Annotated in this window: 11 protein-coding genes; 7 read left to right on the forward strand and 4 right to left on the reverse strand. The window is 72.1% G+C overall.

Features of this window, described 5'->3' with window-relative positions; all coding sequences use genetic code 11:
* Positions 1 to 14: 14 nt before the first annotated feature.
* A complete protein-coding gene (locus ACIQMX_RS17720) occupies positions 15 to 1091 on the reverse strand; it encodes a DUF2637 domain-containing protein (protein WP_363067159.1) in 1077 nt (358 codons plus the stop codon).
* A 224-nt stretch (positions 1092 to 1315) separates the two neighbouring features.
* Positions 1316 to 2164: a (2Fe-2S)-binding protein gene (locus tag ACIQMX_RS17725; RefSeq protein ID WP_402478961.1), complete on the reverse strand. Its 849-nt coding sequence runs from the start codon at positions 2162 to 2164 to the stop codon at positions 1316 to 1318.
* A 146-nt stretch (positions 2165 to 2310) separates the two neighbouring features.
* Here ACIQMX_RS17725 and ACIQMX_RS17730 point away from each other — a divergent pair, with 146 nt between their 5' ends.
* Positions 2311 to 3072 carry a GntR family transcriptional regulator gene (locus ACIQMX_RS17730; protein ID WP_402478964.1) on the forward strand — a complete coding sequence of 254 codons (762 nt, stop codon included), beginning with the start codon at positions 2311 to 2313 and terminating at the stop codon, positions 3070 to 3072.
* Positions 3073 to 3177: 105 nt separating this feature from the next.
* Here ACIQMX_RS17730 and ACIQMX_RS17735 read toward each other — a convergent pair whose 3' ends face one another.
* Together ACIQMX_RS17735 and ACIQMX_RS17740 are read right to left on the reverse strand one after the other, a co-directional pair.
* On the reverse strand, positions 3178 to 3963 hold the full coding sequence (locus ACIQMX_RS17735; protein WP_363067162.1) for a hypothetical protein: 786 nt from the start codon (positions 3961 to 3963) through the stop codon (positions 3178 to 3180).
* A 207-nt stretch (positions 3964 to 4170) separates the two neighbouring features.
* Positions 4171 to 5895, reverse strand: coding sequence for a PucR family transcriptional regulator (locus ACIQMX_RS17740; protein WP_402478968.1), 1725 nt, complete (start codon positions 5893 to 5895; stop codon positions 4171 to 4173).
* Between the two features lie 257 nt (positions 5896 to 6152).
* Between ACIQMX_RS17740 and ACIQMX_RS17745 the strand changes: the two genes are divergently transcribed.
* The 6 genes from ACIQMX_RS17745 (at position 6153) to ACIQMX_RS17770 (ending at position 16972) form a co-directional block, all read left to right on the forward strand.
* Entirely contained in the window at positions 6153 to 7043 is an 891-nt protein-coding gene (locus tag ACIQMX_RS17745; RefSeq protein WP_363067164.1) for a xanthine dehydrogenase family protein subunit M, read from the forward strand.
* Between the two features lie 2 nt (positions 7044 to 7045).
* On the forward strand, positions 7046 to 7639 hold the full coding sequence (locus tag ACIQMX_RS17750) for a (2Fe-2S)-binding protein (protein ID WP_363067165.1): 594 nt from the start codon (positions 7046 to 7048) through the stop codon (positions 7637 to 7639).
* Positions 7640 to 7827: 188 nt separating this feature from the next.
* A complete protein-coding gene (pucD, locus tag ACIQMX_RS17755; protein ID WP_363067166.1) occupies positions 7828 to 10212 on the forward strand; it encodes a xanthine dehydrogenase subunit D in 2385 nt (794 codons plus the stop codon).
* Between the two features lie 257 nt (positions 10213 to 10469).
* Positions 10470 to 11927 (forward strand): NCS2 family permease, encoded by a 1458-nt coding sequence (locus tag ACIQMX_RS17760; protein ID WP_363067167.1) that lies wholly within the window; start codon positions 10470 to 10472, stop codon positions 11925 to 11927.
* 35 nt (positions 11928 to 11962) lie between these two features.
* Entirely contained in the window at positions 11963 to 13114 is a 1152-nt protein-coding gene (locus ACIQMX_RS17765; RefSeq protein ID WP_363067168.1) for an XdhC/CoxI family protein, read from the forward strand.
* A gap of 105 nt (positions 13115 to 13219) precedes the next feature.
* A complete protein-coding gene (locus tag ACIQMX_RS17770; protein ID WP_402478974.1) occupies positions 13220 to 16972 on the forward strand; it encodes a S8 family serine peptidase in 3753 nt (1250 codons plus the stop codon).
* Positions 16973 to 17117 lie beyond the last annotated feature (145 nt).

Raw genomic sequence — 17117 nt, forward strand, 5'->3', positions numbered from 1 at the left:
CGCCTTCCGGCGTGTCAGCCGAACTGCTGCTCCAGGTCCTTCAGCTTCTGCTCCAGCGAATCGAGCCGGGGCAGTGCCTGGGTGTCGTCCTCGGTGGTGAGGTCGACCGTTCTCGGATCAGTCGCGTTCAGCTCCGGTACGTCCCTCGATTTCGGGCCGTTGACGGCTTGCAGGGATGGCCGGGGTCTTAGGGGCAGTTGGCCCGGCTCGGATATGGCGGGCTCCGCGACGGACTGCGCGGAGCCCGTCGCGGGGGCGATGGCCTGGACGTCCACATGGGTGCCCCGGCCGACCCGTCCCCAGGCCCGGTTCTGCCGGTTCAGGGCCTTGATCTGCGCCCGGTCCAGCTTCTCCTGGTCCCTCCTGCGAAGACGGTTCTGCTCCTTCTCCCGGCGGTCCTCGCGTACCTCGTCGACCGCCTCGTCCAGCGTGCGTACGCCTTCGAGCAGCATCAGCGACCAGGCGCCGAAGGTCTCACGGGGTGCGCGCAGCCACCGTACGATCCGGATCTGCGGCAGCGGGCGGGGCACCAGGCCCTGCTCGCGCAGTGCGGCGACCCGGGTCTGCTTCAGTGCCCGGTCGAAGAGCACGGCCGCCGAGAGCGACATGCCCGCGAAGAAGTGCGGAGCGCCCGCGTGGTTCAGTCCGCGCGGTGCGTGCACCCAGTTGAACCAGGCGGCGGCACCGGCGAACGTCCACACCAGCAGGCGTGAGCCGAGCGCCGCGTCACCGTGGCTGGCCTCGCGTACGGCGAGCACGGAGCAGAACATCGCCGCCCCGTCGAGGCCGAACGGCACCAGGTACTCCCAGCCCCCGGAGAGGCCGAGGTTCTGCTCGCCGAAGCCGACGAGTCCGTGGAAGGAGAGCGCGGCGGCGACCGCCGCGCAGCAGAACAGCAGGACGTACGAAGCGGTGGCGTAGAGCGTCTCCTTGCGTCTGCGCCGTTCCTCGCTGCGTTCCCAGGAGTCGTCGGCCGCGGATGTGTCAGAGGCGCGCTTGCCGCGCGCGACCACCGCCACCGCCGCCATGACCCCCGCCAGCAGCACGGCAGCCGGAAGCAGCCAGTCAAGCGATATGTCGGTCAGTCTCATGCGCGGTCCCTTGCGTTGCGATAGGGCGTTTCGGCCGCCATCGTGCCGGGGATTTCCACGCGTCCAGGCGGTTTCGGGGCAAGAGAACGCCAATGGGGTGGCAGAGCCGACGGATTACCGCGATCTGGTCGAATGCCCGTATGTCGCGGGCGAGTTGTGTTCGATTTTCGCCACTCCTGCGGGCGGTGTGGATCAGGGCCGGCACGGCCCTGATCCGACACGGCTCAGGAGGCGGGCGTCAGTTTCCGGACCCGGTCCGCATCGCAGGTGCGCGGGCAGGTGACGCAGGTGTCCTCGGGCCGCAGCGTGTAGAACATGCAGCAGCTCGCCCGGTCCCGGGTCGGCAGTGACTCGCCGTCCGGTCCGGTCAGCTCGCGGAAGCCCGCGGTGCCGACGTACGGCTTCGTGGTGCCCGGCAGGAGAGCTTCCAGCTCGGCCATCGCGCGCCGCTCCTCGCCGAGGAGATGGGCGATGTACCAGAGGCCCTCGACGATCTCGTCCGTGGCCATGCCCCACAGCGCCCGCTTGCCGCGCCGCATCCGCGGGCCGAAGCCGTCGAGCACCGGGCCGAGGTGTTCGGCCACGGACGCCAGTACCTCGGCGCGCAGCGCGGCCTCGTCGGCCACCACGCGCGCGCCGGGCAGCTCCGCCGCCGGATCGCCGGGCAGGCAGGCGAACTCCTTCACCCGCACGGTCAGATGGCCCAGTGCCCGCTGGAAGGCGACGTCCTCGACCGGGATCCGGGGCACCCGCCGGTGCAGGAACCACGGCACCGTCACGAGAAGACAGGCCGGCCAGGCGTACCGGTGCAGTCCGAAGCCGGCGATCACATCGGGCCGGGCCTGCTGCCCGTAGTCCCGCAGCACCTGCGCCTCGTCCCAGGCGAGGAAGGCGTCGAGTCCGCTTCCCCCGGCCGCGAGCTCATGGGCGCCCACCCAGCCGGCACCGCCGGGGGAGGGGCGGCCGTCGTCGAGCGCCTCGGCGCGCAGCCCGGGAAAGACCTCGGCGAGGCGCGCGTACGCGTCCGTCACCGCCGAGGCCGTCGTGCCCGGAAGGAGAGTGGGAAGGGTCATGCAGGGACCACCGAATCGCGATCGTTTGCAGGTAAGCCTTACCTTACCCGACGCGATCGATGTTTGAACTGCGGCCTCCTCCGCCTATCGTGCACAGGAGGCGCCGCCCACGCGAGCCGCGCCCGTGACCGGCAGAGGAGGTATCCGTGGAGCAGGGCAGAGCCCGTGACGAGGCGTGGGCGCCGCACGCGTCCGCCGCGCCCATGTCCGCCTCCTCGTCCCTCCGGGTGCCCGAGCAGGCCCGCGGCGAGCACACCCACAGCGAGGCGCCCGCACCCCGGGCCGCGGTGCGGCGGCACTCCGTACGCGGTCAGATCCTGGACGCCCTGCGCGCCGCCCTCGTCGACGGCGAGCTGGTACCCGGGCAGGTCTACTCCGCCCCGGCGCTCGCCGCCCGCTTCGGGGTCTCGGCCACCCCCGTGCGCGAGGCCATGCAGCGGCTGGCCGTGGAAGGCGCCGTCGAAGTGGTGCCGAACCGCGGCTTCCGGGTCGCCGAGCGCGGGCCGGGCGAGCTGGCCGAGCTGGCCGAAGTACGGGCGCTGATCGAGGTCCCCGTCATGCTGCGGCTCGCCCGCACCGTCCGGCCGGCCGGCTGGTGCGCCCTGCGCCCACTGGCCGACGCCACCGTCGCCGCGGCGGCCGTCGGTGACCGGGCGAGTTACGCGGAGGCCGACCGGGCCTTCCACGGAGCGGTGCTCACGCTGGCGGGCAACGCCCAGCTGGTGATGGTGGCCGACGAACTGCACCGTCGCTCCCAGTGGCCCCTGGAGGGCAACCCCGTCACCCGCCGCGCCGACCTGCTGGCGGACGCGGCCGAGCACACGGCCCTGCTGGACGCGCTGATCGCCCAGGACCTGGCCGTCGTGCAGTCACTCGTACGGGAACACTTCGCGGGCTCCGGCGGCTGATCCCCGTTCCGCCGGCCGGCAGCGAGCCCGGCGGCGGGCATCGGGTCCGGCGGCCGGTGTCGGGTCCGAGGACGCCGGCGCCGCCCCCGGACCCGCCCGTCGGTCTCAGTTCGCCCCGGCGGTCTCCGGACCCGGCGGGTCCAGATGCGGCGCCAGCCAGGTCGGCACGCCGCCCAGCAGCCGGAACAGCCGCCCCGCCTCGGCGCGCAGCCGCGTGGCGGCCTCCGGCTCCGGCTCGGCGTCCGCCATCGCGATGAGCGCCGGGGCCGTACCGACCAGGTAGCCCAGCTCCTCCCTTATCCGCAGGGACTCCGAGAAGCCGTGCCGGGCCTCCGCCAGCTCGCCCTCGCGCAGGGCGATCAGGGCCAGATGGCGCCAGGTGGAGGAGAGCAGCAGCGCGTCACCCTGGGCGGTGGCGCCCGCGTGGGCCCTCCGGTACGCGGCGCGGGCGGCCTGGGGCGAGTCGGCGATGTTCTGCGCGATCAGGCCCCGCCGGAAGTCCAGCAGCGGACGGGCCGGGGCGGCCGGGGCCAGGAGCGCCGCGGCGCGGCTCAGCGCCACCCGTGCCTCGTCGGCCCGGTCCCGTACGCCGAGGAGGGTCGAGGCGTAGGCGAGATATCCGCGTTCGCAGGCGGCGGCCCCCCGCTCGGCGTCGTCGTGGGCCATGGCCTCGGAGATGCGCAGCGCGTCCTCCGCCTCGGTCCAGCCCTGTCCGGTGTACAGACACCGCTCGGTCAGCAGCGCCGTGCGCTGGAGCGCCGCGGCCGGGTCGGTGGCGGCGTCGTGTTCGAGCAGTGCCGCGGCGTCCGTCCAGCAGGCGCGTGACCGCAGCCGCCATACCGCTGTCTGGAGCGGCGGATCGTCATCTGCTGTCGTTCCGGAACCAGACATGGCGGTATCCGCCACATTGCCCTCCCCGAGCGCGCCATCGAGCTGTGGAGAACGTCCGGCCGTGGAGCGCCGGATGCTCTGAGTCTGGCCGCATCACAGCACGGAATGGCACGCCGGGCCAAGAGGTCGAGGCAATGTCAGGTGAAACTTTTCACAATCGGCGGGACCCCGCAGGAACCCGGCAGGAGCCCCCGTGGCCCCCGGAATTCAGCTCATGCGCAGGGCGAGGAAGAAATCGAGCTTGTCCTCGAGCCGCGAAAGGTCACGCCCCGTCAACTGCTCGATTCGCCCGACGCGGTAGCGCAGCGTGTTGACGTGGAGGTGCAGCCGGGCCGCGCAGCGGGTCCACGAACCGTCGCAGTCCAGGAACGCCTCCAAGGTCGGGATCAGTTCCGCGCGATGCCGCCGGTCGTAGTCGCGCAGCGGGTCGAGCAGCCGTGCGGTGAACGCGCGACGGACGTCGTCGGGCACGAACGGCAGCAGCAGCACGTGCGAGGCCAGCTCGTGATGGCCGGCCGCGCAGACCCGGCCCGGCCGGGCCGCCGCCACCCGGCGGGCGTGCCGGGCCTCCTCCAGGGCGCCGCGCAGTCCCTCCGGGGAGTGCACCGAGGCGCTGACACCCAGTGTCAGGCGGCCGTCGTCGGCCAGGCCCGCAGAGAGCGGCGCGCGCACGGCGGACAGCAGGGCGTCGGCGTGCAGCGCGGGATCCTGCGCCGAGGCCTCGCCGTCCTCGGGCCCGTCCGTCTCCGGCCGGGCGTCGGACAGGGCGGGCAGCGGTACGAGCGCGATGGCCTCGTCACCCGTGTGGGCGACCGCGATCCGGTCGGCCGAATCCGGCCCGGTCACCGCCGGGTCGACGAGGATCTCCTCCAGCAACGCCTGGGCGACCGGGCCGCCCGCGATCCCGGAGCCCGCGCCGCCGGGCGCGTCCGCCGCGTTCCACTCGACCCGGGCCACCACCACCTGCCAGTGCGGCGCGGCCCCGACGCCGGGCAGCAGGACCGGGGCGGCCACCCGCAGCCTGGCGGCGATCTCGGCGGGCGGGGCGCCCGCCTGGACGAGCTCCAGAACCTCCTGGGCGAGTCTGCGGCGCACCGTACGGGCCGCGTCGCGCCGGTCCCGTTCCACGGCGATCAGCTGGGTGACGCCCTGGAGCAGGTCGAGCCGCGCGGCCGGCCAGTCGCCCGCGTCGGCCTCGACGGCCAGCAGCCAGTCGGAGAGCACCGACTCCCGTACATCGCGGGAGGCCGGCACGGCGCCCCGGCCGTTGTTGCGGATCGGGAAGAGCGAATACGTCACCCCGTCGACCGTGACCCGGTGCGGGGCACGCCGGCCGGAGCGCACCGCGGCCAGATGCAGTCCGGCCAGCTCCGCACCCGCCGGCCCGGACAGCGGCGCGCCCGCGCCGGCGATCTGCCGGCCGGTGGGCGAGAGCACCCAGGCGTGCAGGTCGAGGTCGGAGCCGAGCAGGTCGAGGACCACCTCGGGACCACCGCCCGCCGGACCCGAGGTCATCAGCCTGCGGTGCCGGTCCACCACCGCGGCCAGGTCGCCCGCCCGCTCACCGGACACCTGACGGACCACATGCTCGGTGATCGTTGCGAACGCGACGGTCTCGTGGACCGCGAAGAGCGGCAGCCGGTGGCGACGGCACGCCTCGACCAGGTCGTCCGGGATGGCGCCGAGCTCCGCCTCGCCCGCCGCGAGCCCGGCGACCCCGGCGCCCGACAGGATCCGTACGAACGGCTCCGAGTCCTTCGCGTCCCGGTGCCAGGCCAGCCCGGTCAGTACCAGCTCGCCGCCCGTGAGGTAGCGGCTGGGGTCCTTCAGGTCGGTGGTCATCACGCCACGGACCGACCGGTCCAGCTCCTCGTCGCCGCCGAGCAGCCGCAGGCCCAGCGCGTCGGTCTCCAGCAGTGCGCGCAGCCGCATCTCGTCGCCGCCGATCTCATTCGTTGGTGCGGGTGAAAACTGGGTATTGCGGTGAGGTCACCGATCCCCGCCATTCGTTCGAATCTACAAGACGCGAGTGGAGACCAGCCAACTCCTTCATGGTTTCGGTGACTGCACCAGGTGGAGGAGGGCTTGTGTACTGAGTCACACACCGCGTGAACAAGACATGAACAGAGTCGAGGGCCGGCCGTCCCCCGCCCCCAGCGAACACCCGATTGAGAAGAAGAGAGCCACTCATGGACTTCCTTCGCCCCGCCAGCTGGGAGGAGGCGCTCGCCGCCAAGGCCGAGCACCCGACGGCTGTACCCATCGCCGGCGGCACCGATGTGATGGTCGAGATCAACTTCGACCACCGGCGGCCCGAGTACCTCCTGGACCTGAACCGCATCGGTGAGCTGTCCGAGTGGGAGGTGGGCCAGGAGAGCGTACGGCTCGGCGCCTCGGTCCCGTACAGCGCCATCATGGAGCACCTGCGGGCCGAGCTGCCCGGGCTGGCGCTCGCCTCGCACACCGTCGCCTCGCCGCAGATCCGCAACCGCGGCGGCGTCGGCGGGAACCTGGGCACCGCTTCGCCCGCCGGTGACGCCCACCCGGCGCTGCTCGCCGCGGGCGCGGAGGTGGAGGCCGAGTCCGTCCGCGGAACCCGGCTGATCCCCATCGACGACTTCTACACCGGCGTCAAGCGCAACGCCCTGGAGCCGGACGAGCTGATCCGGGCCGTGCACATCAAGAAGGCCGACGGGCCGCAGCAGTACTCCAAGGTCGGCACCCGCAACGCGATGGTCATCGCCGTCTGCGCCTTCGGCCTGGCCCTGCACCCCGAGACCCGCACCGTCCGCACCGGCATCGGATCGGCCGCCCCGACACCCGTACGGGCGAAGGAGGCCGAGGACTTCCTGAACGCCGCGCTGGAGGAGGGCGGGTTCTGGGACAGCCGGACCATCATCACGCCCTCCGTCGCCAAGCAGTTCGCCACGCTCGCCGCGGGCGCCTGCAACCCGATCGACGACGTGCGCGGCACCGCGAGCTACCGCCGCCACGCGGTCGGGATCATGGCCCGCCGGACCCTCGGCTGGACCTGGGAGACGTACCGCGGCAACGGCCGCAGCACCGAAGGAGCTGCCTGATCATGCGCGTCAATTTCACGGTCAACGGCCGGCGTCACGAGGCCGACGACGTCTGGGAGGGCGAGTCCCTCCTGTACGTCCTGCGCGAGCGGATGGGCCTGCCCGGCTCCAAGAACGCCTGCGAGCAGGGCGAGTGCGGCTCCTGCACGGTCCGCCTCGACGGCGTCCCGGTCTGCTCCTGCCTGGTCGCCGCCGGACAGGTCGAGGGCCGCGAGGTCGTCACCGTCGAAGGTCTCGCCGACTTCGCCGCCCACCGCTCCGAGGCCCACCCCGGCACCGGCTGCGCGTCGGGCGCCTGCGGCACCACGGTCGACCGGGCGCAGCGGTGGAAGGCCAAGCCGACCGGTGAGGAGGCCCGTGACACCGGGGAGCTCTCCCCGATCCAGCAGGCGTTCATCGATGCCGGAGCCGTCCAGTGCGGCTTCTGCACCCCCGGACTGCTGGTCGCCGCCGACGAGCTCCTGGAGCGCAACCCGGAGCCGTCCGACGCGGACATCCGCGAGGCGCTCTCCGGCAACCTCTGCCGCTGCACCGGCTACGAGAAGATCCTCGACGCGGTCCGCCTCGCGGCCGCCCGCGCGGAAGAGACGGTCTAGGTCCTGTCCGGAGTCCCGCCTCCGCACCCCGACGCCCGGCACGCAAGCCCGCCGCACGTGGTCGCAGGACAGGTGACTCCGCCACATGACCTACGACCACGCACACCGACCGCACGCACCGACCGCACCGACCGCCGCTGCGCCCGCGCTCCGCGCGGACGACGCGGGACTCCAGACAGGACCTAACGATGGGCGTTACCGGTTCCCCCACCAACATCAACCAGGGCACCCGCACCAAGGGCGGCATCGGCGAGTCCACGCTGCGCCCCGACGGGATCCTCAAGGTCACCGGCGAGTTCGCGTACTCCTCGGACATGTGGCACGAGGACATGCTCTGGGGCCACACCCTGCGCTCCACCGTCGCGCACGCCGAGATCGTCTCGATCGACACCTCCGAGGCCCTGGCCACCTCCGGCGTCTACGCCGTCCTCACCCATGACGACCTGCCGACCGCGGTGAAGAACTACGGCCTGGAGATCCAGGACACCCCCGTCCTGGCCCACGGCCGGGTCCGCCACCACGGCGAGCCGGTGGCACTCGTCGCCGCCGACCACCCGGAGACGGCCCGGCGGGCCGCCGCGAAGATCAGGATCGACTACCGCGAGCTGCCGGTCGTCACCGACGAGGCCTCCGCGACCGCGCCCGGCGCGCCCCTCATCCACGAGGGCCGCGACGACCATCACATCGGGCACGTACCGCACCCCAACATCGTCCACCGCCAGCCGATCGTCCGCGGCGACGTGGAGGCGGCGAAGGCCCGCGCCGACGTGGTGGTCAGCGGCGAGTACGTATTCGGCATGCAGGACCAGGCCTTCCTCGGCCCCGAGTCCGGCCTCGCCGTGCCGTCGGAGGACGGCGGCGTCGACCTGTACGTCGCCACCCAGTGGCTGCACTCCGACCTCCGCCAGATCGCCCCCGTCCTCGGCCTGCCCGAGGACAAGGTCCGCATGACGCTCTCCGGCGTCGGCGGCGCGTTCGGCGGCCGCGAGGACCTGTCGATGCAGATCCACGCCTGCCTGCTGGCGCTGCGCACCGGCAAGCCCGTGAAGATCGTCTACAACCGCTTCGAGTCCTTCTTCGGGCATGTCCACCGCCACCCCGCCAAGCTCTGGTACGAGCACGGCGCGACCCGTGACGGCAAACTCACGCACATGAAGTGCCGCATCGTGCTCGACGGCGGCGCCTACGCCTCCGCCTCCCCGGCTGTGGTCGGCAACGCCTCCTCGCTCTCGGTGGGCCCGTACGTCATCGACGACGTCGACATCGAGGCCGTCGCGCTCTACACCAACAACCCGCCGTGCGGCGCGATGCGCGGCTTCGGCGCGGTCCAGGCCTGCTTCGCCTACGAGGCGCAGATGGACAAGGTCGCCGCCGAACTCGGCATGGACCCCGTCGAGTTCAGGCAGCTCAACGCCATGGAGCAGGGCACCCTGCTGCCGACCGGCCAGGTGGTCGACTCGCCCGCCCCGGTCGCGGAACTGCTGCGCCGGGTCAAGGCCAGGCCGCTGCCGCCCGAGCGTCAGTGGGAGAGCGCCGGCGAACACCCCGACGTGCGCGCACTGCCCGGCGGACTCTCCAACACCACGCACGGCGAAGGCGTCGTACGCGGGATCGGTTACGCGGTCGGCCTGAAGAACGTCGGCTTCTCCGAGGGCTTCGACGACTACTCGACCGCCCGGGTGCGCATGGAGGTCATCGGCGGCGAACCCGTCGCGACCGTGCACACCGCCATGGCGGAGGTCGGGCAGGGCGGCGTCACCGTCCACGCCCAGATCGCCCGTACCGAACTGGGTGTCTCCCAGGTCACCATCCGCCCGGCCGACACCGCCGTCGGCTCGGCGGGTTCGACCTCCGCCTCCCGACAGACGTACGTCACCGGCGGCGCGGTCAAGAACTCCTGCGAGGCCGTCCGGGAGCAGGTCCTGGAGATCGGCCGCCGCAAGTTCGGTACGTACCACCCCGCCTGGGCCACCGCCGAACTCCTCCTGGAGAGCGGCAAGGTCGTCACCGACGGCGGCGAGGTACTGGCCGACCTGGCCGATGTGCTGGAGGACGAGGCGGTCGACGTCGAGCTGGAGTGGCGCCACCGGCCCACCGAGGCGTTCGACCTGCGGACCGGACAGGGCAACGGCCACGTCCAGTACTCCTTCGCCGCGCACCGTGCGGTCGTCGAGGTCGACACCGAGCTCGGCCTGGTCAAGGTCATCGAACTGGCCTGCGCCCAGGACGTCGGCAAGGCGCTCAACCCGCTCTCAGTCCTCGGCCAGATCCAGGGCGGCACCCTCCAGGGCATGGGCATCGCCGTCATGGAGGAGATCATCGTCGACCCGAAGACCGCGAAGGTGCGCAACCCGTCCTTCACGGACTACCTCCTGCCCACCATCCTCGACACCCCGACCATCCCGGTCGACGTGCTCGAACTCGCCGACGACCACGCCCCGTACGGGCTCCGTGGCATCGGCGAGGCCCCCACCCTGTCGTCGACCCCGGCCGTCCTCGCGGCGATCCGGAACGCGACCGGGCTGGAGCTCAACCGGACCCCGGTCCGCCCGGAGCACCTCACCGGCACCTGACCGGGGCTCCGCCACAGCTCTCCGGGCGGTGCGCGCCCGACGGGAACGTCGCAGCTCCCCGGCACCCGCACCGTCCGGAGATTCCAAGTTCCGCACCGCTAGCGGCCCTTGACCTGAAGTACGCAGTTCCTTCTCCACCCGCACGAACAGTTCGTCTCGGGCCGTCCCCCGGGTCGTGCAGCCAGAGCATTCATCCCAAATCCCGCATCTCCACTCACCATCGCGGGTGCCCCTGTGAACCTTGGGAGTCAGGCATCATGACCCAGCAGTCAGTGCAACCGAAGACCGGCGCGGAGGACGCGGGCCCAGGCTCGCGCGTCCCCGCGGGCAGATCGTGGCTCGACCGGTACTTCCACATATCCGAACGCGGATCGACCGTGGCCACCGAAGTGCGCGGCGGTGTCACGACCTTCATGGCCATGGCGTACATCCTGCTGCTCAACCCGCTGATCCTCGGCGGCAAGGACGTCGACGGCAACCTCCTCAGCCAGCCCGGCCTGATCACCGCGACCGCGCTCGCGGCCGCGGCGACCACCCTGCTGATGGGCTTCGTCGGCAAGGTCCCGCTCGCGCTTGCCGCGGGACTCAGCGTCTCCGGCGTCCTGTCCTCACAGGTCGCCCCGGAGATGACCTGGCCGCAGGCCATGGGCATGTGCGTGATGTACGGCCTGGTGATCTGCCTGCTGGTGGTCACCGGTCTGCGTGAGCTGATCATGAACGCGATCCCGCTTCCGCTGAAGCACGGCATCACCATGGGCATCGGCCTGTTCATCGCCCTGATCGGCCTCTACAAGGCCGGCTTCGTGGGCAAGGGCACGGCCACTCCGGTGACCCTCGGCCCCGCCGGTGAACTGGCCGGCTGGCCCGTTCTCGTCTTCGCCGTGACCCTGCTGCTGATCTTCATGCTGCAGGCCCGCAACATCCCCGGCGCGATCCTCATCGGCATCGTGGTCGGCACGGTCGTCGCCGTCGTGATCAACAAGGTCGCCGACGTCGACCCGAAGATCTGGAGCAGCGGCCCGCCCGAGCTCAACGGCTCCGCGGTCTCGTCACCCGACTTCTCCCTCTTCGGCGACGTCGAGTTCGGCGGCTGGGGCGACGTCGGCGCGATGACCGTCGGGTTCATCGTCTTCACCCTGGTGCTGGCCGGCTTCTTCGACGCGATGGCCACCATCATCGGGGTCGGTACGGAGGCCAAGCTCGCCGACGACAAGGGCCGGATGCCGGGCCTGTCCAAGGCGCTGTTCATCGACGGCGCGGGCGGTGCGATCGGCGGCGTCGCCGGCGGCTCCGGCCAGACGGTCTTCGTCGAGTCGGCGACCGGGGTCGGAGAGGGCGCCCGGACCGGGCTCGCCTCCGTCGTCACCGGACTCTTCTTCGCCGCCTGCCTCTTCTTCACCCCGCTCACGGCGATCGTGCCGGCCGAGGTGGCGTCCGCCGCCCTGGTCGTCATCGGCGCCATGATGATGCAGAACGCCCGGCACGTGGACTGGAGCGACCGCTCCGTCGCCATCCCGGTCTTCCTGACCGTGGTCCTGATGCCGTTCACCTACACCATCACCACCGGTGTGGCCGCGGGCGTCATCAGTTACGTCGCCATCAAGGCGGCCCAGGGCCGGGCCCGCGAGGTCGGCGCCTTCATGTGGGGGCTGACGGTGATCTTCGTCATCTACTTCGCCCTGAACCCGATCGAGAGCTGGCTCGGCGTCAGCTGACGCCGCCGCCCCACACATCCGCCAAGGAGACCGAGATGCTGGACATCGCCGAGGAGCTCGACCGGTGGGCCGCGCAGGGACGCGACTTCGCCGTCGCCACCGTCGTCGCCGTCGGCGGCAGCGCGCCCCGGCAGCCGGGTGCCGCGCTCGCCGTCGACAGCGACGGCACGGCGATCGGTTCGGTCTCCGGCGGGTGTGTGGAGGGCGCGGTCTACGAGCTGTGCCGGCAGGCGCTCGACGACGGCAGATCCGTACGGGAGCGGTTCGGCTACAGCGACGAGACCGCGTTCGCGGTCGGCCTGACCTGCGGGGGCGTCATCGACATCCTGGTGACACCGGTCCGGGCGGACGACCCCGCCCGCCCGGTGGTCGCCGCCGCGCTCGCCGCCGCCTCGCGGGGAGAGGCGGCGGCGCTGGCCCGGATCACGGAGGGACCCGCCGAACTCCTCGGCCGGCCCCTGCTGGTCCATCCCGACGGGAGCCACGAGGGCGGGCTCGGCGGACACCCGGCACTGGACCGCACGGCGGTCGCCCAGACCCGCGCGATGCTGGACGCCGGACGCACCGGCACCCTCACCATCGGCGCGGACGGCTCGCAGTGCGGCCGGCCGCTCACGCTGCTCGTCGAGTCCAGCGTCCCGCCGCCCCGGATGATCGTGTTCGGGGCCATCGACTTCGCCTCCGCCCTGGTGCGGGCCGGAAAGTTCCTCGGCTACCACGTCACGGTGTGCGACGCCCGTCCCGTCTTCGCCACGAAGGCCCGTTTCCCGGAGGCCGACGAGCTGGTCGTCGACTGGCCGCACCGCTATCTGGCCACCACCGGCGTGGACGCCCGTACCGTCCTGTGCGTCCTGACGCACGACGCGAAGTTCGACGTCCCGCTCCTGGAGGCGGCCCTGAGGCTGCCGGTCGCCTACGTCGGCGCGATGGGCTCGCGCCGCACCCATCTGGAGCGCAACGACCGGCTGCGCGAGGTGGGTGTCACCGAGCTGGAACTTGCCCGGCTGCACTCGCCGATCGGCCTCGACCTCGGCGCCCGTACGCCCGAGGAGACGGCCCTGTCCATCGCCGCCGAGATCGTCGCCGACCGCCGCGGCGGCACCGGCGTCCCGCTGACCGGAGCCCACACCCCGATCCACCGCAGCGGCACCCCGGCACCGGCCGGGCGCATCGCTTCCGTGGCCTGAAACCGGCCCGCAGGAGCCTCTCCGGGGACGGCGGTTCTCCGCCGCGGCGGCTTTCCGCCAGTGATGCCGATGACGAAAGGGTGCGTCAACCGGTAGATCAGCTGCATGACATCAACACCCTCCACCGCCACCGGCCGGGCGAGACCCGCTCGCGCGCGACGCCGGGCCCTTCTCATAGCGACCTCCGTCGCCCTCGTGAGCGGCGCGCTGCTGCCCGTCACGGGTTCCGCCTCCGCCGCGACCGGGTCCGCACGGCCCGCCGGCCGGAGCGCCCCGGTCCACACGTACGACATCACCCTCGTCACCGGTGACGTCGTCCACTACGCCGACGGCGCGGGCAAGCAGGACACTGTCACCGTGGACCGCCCCGACGGCGCCGTCGGCGGGGTCCATGTCCAGCAGGCCGGGGACGACCTCTACGTCCTGCCCGACGAGGCCGGCAGCCTGCTCGCCGCCGGCAAGCTGGACCGCCGCCTTTTCAACGTCACCGCCCTCGCGAAGATGGGCTACGACGACGCGAGGACCGGCGGTATCCCGCTGATCGCCACCTACCCGGCGAGCAGGGCCCGTTCGCTTCCCGCCGCCCCGCGCGGCAGCGAGCCGGTCCGGGCGCTGGAGTCCATCCACGGCGCGGCGCTGAAGGCCGGCAAGGACACCGCGCGCTCCTTCTGGGACGACATCGCGCGCACCCCCACGGCCCGTTCGCTGGACAACGGCATCGCGAAGCTGTGGCTCGACGGCCGCGTCGAGGCCGCGCTCAAGGACTCCGTCCCGCAGATCAACGCCCCGCAGGCCTGGGCCGAGGGGTACGACGGCAAGGGCATCAAGGTCGCCGTCCTGGACACCGGCATCGACATCGACCACCCGGACGTCAAGGACCGCGTCCTGGAGACCCGGAGCTTCGTGCCGGGCGAGGAGGTCGACGACAAGAACGGCCACGGCACGCACGTCGCGTCGACCATCGCCGGATCCGGCGCCGCCTCCGACGGTGTCAACAAGGGCGTCGCCCCGGCCGCCGGTCTGCTCGTCGGCAAGGTGCTGAGCGACGAGGGCTCGGGCGCCGACTCCGGCATCATCGAGGCGGTGGAGTGGGCGAAGGCCGAGGGCGCCGACGTCGTCTCCATGAGCCTCGGCTCCAGCATCCCCGACGACGGCACCGACCCGATGTCCCAGGCCGTCGACTCCCTCTCGGCCGACGGCGGTCCGCTGTACGTGATCGCCGCGGGCAACGCGTACGGGCCGGGCACCATCGGCTCGCCCGGCTCCGCCGACAAGGCGCTCACCATCGCCGCCGTCGACAAGCAGGACGGCCGGGCGGACTTCTCCTCCATGGGCCCGCTGGTGCGTTCCTACGGCCTGAAGCCGGACCTCTCCGCCCCGGGCGTCGACATCAACGCGGCCGCCTCGCAGTCCGTTCCGGGCATCGAGGGCATGTACCAGTCGATGTCCGGTACGTCGATGGCGACCCCGCACGTCGCGGGCGCCGCGGCCATCGTGAAGGAGCGGCACCCCGACTGGTCCGGTCAGCGCATCAAGGAGGCGCTGATGACCTCCTCCAAGGTGCTGCCCGCCTACACCCCGTACGAGCAGGGCACCGGGCGGCTCGATGTGAAGGCGGCGATCGACACGACGATCGAGGCCACCGGATCCGTCGAGGTCGCGGCGTACGCCTGGCCGCACAGCGCCTCGGACCCGGTCGCCGAGCGGACCATCACGTACCGCAACAGCGGCACGAAGGACGTCACCCTCGACCTGGCCACGGACAGCGACGCGGAGGCGTACACGCTGTCGGTGAAGCAGCTGACCGTCCCGGCCGGTTCGACCGCCGAGGCCGTGCTGTCGCTCGACCCGTCGAAGGTCGCGAACAACACCACGTTCTCCGGTCAGGTGGTCGCGAAGGACGCCTCCGGCACCGTCGTGGCGCACACCGGATTCGCGCTCAACAAGGAGCAGGAGCTCTACGACCTCACGCTGGGGCTCCGCGACCGTTCGGGCAAGCCGATGGACGGCATCGTCGTCCTCGCGGCGCTCGGCGACCAGAACCTGACCCCCGTCCAGGTGGCCGGCAGCACCACACTGCGGCTGCCCCCGGGCAACTACACCGCCTGGTCCGCGGCCGACGTCAAGGGCGACACCGCCGACTCGAAGGCCCTCGCCTTCCTCGCGGCCCCCGAGATCATCCTCGACAAGCCCACCACCGTCACCCTCGACGCCTCGAAGGCCCACAAGGTCACCGTGCGGACGCCGAAGGAGACGGAGACCCGTCAGCTGCGCTACGACATGGCCCGCACCGCACCGGACGGCACCGTGCAGCGCGACGCGTACCAGATCCCGCTGACGTACGACCAGCTGTGGGCGAGCCCGACCGAGAAGGTCACCCGGGGCAGCTTCTCCTTCCTCACCCGCTGGCGGCAGGGCGAGAAACTGATCGACCTGTCGGCCGACGGCCGTGACGTCCCGGTGGCCGTGCAGGGCGGTTCGCCCGTGGCCGAGGACAGCAAGCAGCGGTTGGCCGGCGTGTTCGCCGGCGACGGCGCCCCCGCCGACTACGAGGGCCTCGACGCCCGCGGCAAGGCCGTCGTGATCCGCAGCAGCGACGCGGTGGCCCCGGCCGACCGGGCCGCTGCCGCGATCGCCGCCGGCGCCAAGGCCCTGTTCGTCGTCAACAGCGGCGACGGCGTGCTGATGGAGTCCTACGCCGACTACGGCACCACTCTGCCCATCCCGGTCGCCTCCGTCCGGCGCCTGGCCGGCGAGGGCCTGGTGAAGGCCGCCCAGCGGGGCAGGCCGCTGACCGTCGATCAGCACAAGTACGCGAGCTACGTGTACGACCTGGTCGACCGCCACGACGGTACGGTCCCGGACCGCTCGCTCGCCTTCGCCCCGTCCACCCGTCAGCTGGCGAAGGTGGAGAACACCTTCTACGGCCACCGGGACGCCGTCGGCGGGGGCTACCGCTACGACATCCCGGACTACGGCTACGGCATCGGCTTCGCCGAGTACGAGAAGTACCCCGCCACCCGCACGGAGTGGGTCAACCCGCTGCCGGGCGACTCGTTCTGGTACGAGGACCACGCGGTGTTCAACGAGAGCGGTACCGACACCGCGCTGGAGGAGCGCAGCGGCGAACTGGACTACACGGCGGGCCGCACCTACCCCGCCGACTGGTTCGCGCCGATCGCCCGGCCGCGCCTGGGCACCGGCTTCTGGGGGCCCAACCGCTCGCAGTACGGCGACATCCAGTACAACGTCTCGCCGTGGACGGACTCGGGCGCCGGCCACTCGGGCGCCATGCCGGACAAGGAGTACGACACCGGGACGGTCGCCGTGTACCAGGGCGAGAAGCTGCTCGACGAGTCCACCGGCCGCGCCGGATACGTCGGGAACCTCGCCCCGGAGGAACTGCCCTACCGCCTGGTGCTGGACGCCTCGCGGGACGCGGACACCTGGAAGACGTCCGTCCGCACGCACTCGGAGTGGTCGTTCGTCTCGGGCGCGCCCGACCCCGAGGGCCCGTACCAGGTGGACATCCCGATGCTTCAGCTGGACTACGACGTCGCGACCGACCTGGCCGGTGACGTGAGGGCCGGCAAGTGGACCGAGATCGGTCTGTCGTCCACCACTCAGGAGTGGCTGGAGGGTGCCGTGAAGGCGTCGAAGGCCGCGCTGTCGGTCAGCTACGACGACGGGAAGTCCTGGAGCGCGGTGCAGCTGAAGAAGGACGCGGCCGGCTCCTGGACCGCCCGGTTCAAGACCCCGAAGAAGGGCGCCACCGCCGTCTCGCTCAAGGCGCACGCCGAGGCCGGCGGCGGTCTGGCGGTGGACCAGGAGATCATCCGGGCCTTCGGCCTGAAGTGACCTGCTGAGAGCTCCGCCCGAGGCGGGGGGGGGGCCCCCCCCGGGGGGGGGGGGCCCCCCCCCGGCGGGGGGGGGGGGGGGCCCAATTTTTTTGTGTTTGGGGGGTAGGGTGGGGGGGAGGAAGACGCAGCGCATAGTTTATGTG

It is taken from the genome of Streptomyces sp. NPDC091416, from assembly GCF_044756845.1.
Classification (GTDB): Bacteria; Actinomycetota; Actinomycetes; order Streptomycetales; family Streptomycetaceae; genus Streptomyces.

Coding starts and splice junctions, on each gene's coding strand:
- ACIQMX_RS17720 (WP_363067159.1), bottom strand. CDS start 1,091: ATGAGACTGACCGACATATCGCTTGACTGGCTGCTTCCGGCTGCCGTG.
- ACIQMX_RS17725 (WP_402478961.1), bottom strand. CDS start 2,164: ATGACCCTTCCCACTCTCCTTCCGGGCACGACGGCCTCGGCGGTGACG.
- ACIQMX_RS17735 (WP_363067162.1), bottom strand. CDS start 3,963: ATGTCTGGTTCCGGAACGACAGCAGATGACGATCCGCCGCTCCAGACA.
- ACIQMX_RS17740 (WP_402478968.1), bottom strand. CDS start 5,895: ATGCGGCTGCGCGCACTGCTGGAGACCGACGCGCTGGGCCTGCGGCTG.
- ACIQMX_RS17745 (WP_363067164.1), top strand. CDS start 6,153: ATGGACTTCCTTCGCCCCGCCAGCTGGGAGGAGGCGCTCGCCGCCAAG.
- ACIQMX_RS17750 (WP_363067165.1), top strand. CDS start 7,046: ATGCGCGTCAATTTCACGGTCAACGGCCGGCGTCACGAGGCCGACGAC.
- pucD (WP_363067166.1), top strand. CDS start 7,828: ATGGGCGTTACCGGTTCCCCCACCAACATCAACCAGGGCACCCGCACC.
- ACIQMX_RS17760 (WP_363067167.1), top strand. CDS start 10,470: ATGACCCAGCAGTCAGTGCAACCGAAGACCGGCGCGGAGGACGCGGGC.
- ACIQMX_RS17765 (WP_363067168.1), top strand. CDS start 11,963: ATGCTGGACATCGCCGAGGAGCTCGACCGGTGGGCCGCGCAGGGACGC.
- ACIQMX_RS17770 (WP_402478974.1), top strand. CDS start 13,220: ATGACATCAACACCCTCCACCGCCACCGGCCGGGCGAGACCCGCTCGC.